General features: G+C 65.5%; 3 protein-coding genes and 1 pseudogene. 2 read left to right on the forward strand and 2 right to left on the reverse strand.

All coding sequences use genetic code 11. The features are described from left to right. Window positions 1-299 (forward strand): annotated as a pseudogene (locus RB628_RS40530) (hypothetical protein); the annotation flags it as partial. Window positions 300-690: 391 nt separating this feature from the next. Here the strand turns inward: RB628_RS40530 and RB628_RS40535 are convergent. Together RB628_RS40535 and RB628_RS40540 are read right to left on the reverse strand one after the other, a co-directional pair. Continuing rightward, entirely contained in the window at window positions 691-1,083 is a 393-nt protein-coding gene (locus tag RB628_RS40535; RefSeq protein WP_318325653.1) for a DNA-binding protein, read from the reverse strand. After that, window positions 1,083-1,334 (reverse strand): hypothetical protein, encoded by a 252-nt coding sequence (locus tag RB628_RS40540; RefSeq protein WP_318325654.1) that lies wholly within the window; start codon window positions 1,332-1,334, stop codon window positions 1,083-1,085. The genes RB628_RS40535 and RB628_RS40540 overlap by 1 nt, the downstream gene beginning before the upstream one ends. A gap of 36 nt (window positions 1,335-1,370) precedes the next feature. Here RB628_RS40540 and RB628_RS40545 point away from each other — a divergent pair. Then, window positions 1,371-1,582 (forward strand): hypothetical protein (locus tag RB628_RS40545; protein ID WP_318325655.1); only part of this gene is annotated, 212 nt, incomplete at its 3' end.

A 1,582-nucleotide genomic window follows, 5' to 3' on the forward strand; every position in this document is an offset into this window, starting at 1 on the left:
ATGAACCCCAACTTCCCCTGCAATCACGGACTCCACGCTACGAGGGGAGGGACATCATGATGAGCGAAGGCACCGATTGCCGGTCGCCTTGGAGTGCAGGCACTCCCATGATGAGCGCCTGTTCCAAGTCTGACTCTTGCGTGCTGGTGCTGGTGCGCCTGGATGGCTCCAAGGAGCTGATCGCGCTAGCCGAGGGCCTGCGCGAGTCGAGCGAGTCGTGGACGGATGCGCTGCGGGACGTGCCCGCCCCGCGCCACATCCCGGCGGTAAGCGGCAGACCGACAGCGCCGTCAGCGTGAGCACATGCGGTTTCCCTGTCCGAAGTTGACCGTGCCCGGAAACTACCTCGCAGCGAACGCCACGCCTTCGCACGGGTGCTCTGCCGGGAGATGCACCCGGCTTCAGAAGTGATGCGCGGCCCGCATCGGCGCGGGGGTTGATGTGTAATCTTGGCGTCCCTGGATCTTCTTGTACTTTGTTGTGCATCCCGTGCTGGGATGGTGCTGGGATGCGTCCGCATTCCCGCAGGTCAGAGCCTTGTGGGGGAGTTCCGCTTCAACGTCTGATGATTCATCAAGAGCCGTGCCCGACCTGCTTGTTGACGGGTCGGGCACAGGTTCTGTCCGCAGGGAGTCCTCGACCCGTGATGCGGGGCGGTGACAGGTCTGGTCAGCTGGGCAGTGACACTTCTCAGACTTTGACGACCTGCACGGAAGGGCCGCACAGGAGCGTCAGGTCCTCGGGGTCGGAAGTGAGGACCGTGACCGGCTGGGGCGCATTGCGGGCGATGGCGGCGAGAGCGGCATCGATGGCGTACTTGTGGCCGTGGAGGTGATGGGTGCGAAGAAGGACGGCGGCCCGGTCAGCGATCTCCTTGGTGACGTCGTGAACGTCCACGCGAGAGAGGACCCACTTGATGCGGGCCGGGTGGATGCGGTCGTAGTCGGCCTCAAGGGTGGTCATGGCGCTGGTGGCCACACGGATGCCCTCTTCCGATGCCGCCTGGACCAGAGCTACAACGGTGCGGTCCTTGCGGTAGAGCTTCGAGAGTCCCTCGCTGTCGAGCAGCACGGTGCCGGGCATCAGGCGGCGGCCCCGCCGGCCTGTCGGTGGTCGTGGCGCAGCAGTGCGCGGGCGGCCTCGATCTCTTCGCGGGTGAGTTCCTCGTTGTCGGTCTCGAAATCGGCGACGATCTCCCGCAGCTTGTCCATCGCCACCCGCTGTTCGAGGGCCTCGGCGACGTAGGCGGAGAAACCGCCGGGCCCGACGTGGCCGCGTACGGCCTCGGCGAGATCTTCAGGCAGGCTGATCGAGTACTTCCTGCTACTACTCATGGTGTCGATCCTACCGGCGGTCGTAAGGCTTCGGGTGTGAATAGCTCCCTGCGGGGTCCGATCGATCCGCCGGGCTCCGTGCACGTCCGTCGGGAGCTGGAGGGCCGGTGTCGCGAGACCGCGCGCTGGAGCGCCTCCGCCGCTGCGCATGACGTGTGCGAAACGATGGCGGTTCCCCTTACCGGAAGGAGCAATCGGATGGCGATCAAGGGCGTCTCCCCCTATCTGCGGTACGACGACGCTGATGC

The sequence above is a fragment of the Streptomyces sp. ADMS genome, assembly GCF_033441795.1.
Taxonomy (GTDB): domain Bacteria; phylum Actinomycetota; class Actinomycetes; order Streptomycetales; family Streptomycetaceae; genus Streptomyces.

What these genes read in the sequence shown, in the direction of transcription:
- RB628_RS40540 (WP_318325654.1), bottom strand. Translation starts at nt 1,334, where the DNA reads ATGAGTAGTAGCAGGAAGTACTCGATCAGCCTGCCTGAAGATCTCGCC.
- RB628_RS40535 (WP_318325653.1), bottom strand. Translation starts at nt 1,083, where the DNA reads ATGCCCGGCACCGTGCTGCTCGACAGCGAGGGACTCTCGAAGCTCTAC.